At 73.4% G+C, this 271-nt stretch carries 1 protein-coding gene; it reads left to right on the plus strand.

Translation table 11 applies throughout. The features are described 5' to 3' along the window. Positions 1 to 271, plus strand: a 271-nt coding sequence (locus tag H2O73_RS24020) for a 1-acyl-sn-glycerol-3-phosphate acyltransferase (RefSeq protein WP_182110805.1), incomplete at both ends; no start/stop codon positions are given.

The following is a 271-nucleotide window of genomic DNA, read 5'->3' on the forward strand; positions in this document are numbered from 1 at the left end:
ACGGCGCGTGGGCTGCGTCTTCGTCGACCGGGGCAAGCGCGGCAAGGCGATCCAGGACATGGTGGCGGGCGTCACCGACCCCGAGGCGCCCAAGGGCCAGCTGGTGATCTACCCGCAAGGCACGCGCGTGGCCGCCGGGGCGGACAAGCCCTACAAAACCGGCGTCGGCGCGCTCTACACCCGCCTGGGTCAGACCTGCGTGCCCGCGGCCACCAATGTGGGCGTGTTCTGGCCCCGCTCGGCGGTGCTGCGCAAGCCGGGGCTGGCGGTG

The organism is Vibrio marinisediminis, assembly GCF_014050145.1.
GTDB lineage: Bacteria > Pseudomonadota > Gammaproteobacteria > Enterobacterales > Vibrionaceae > Vibrio > Vibrio marinisediminis.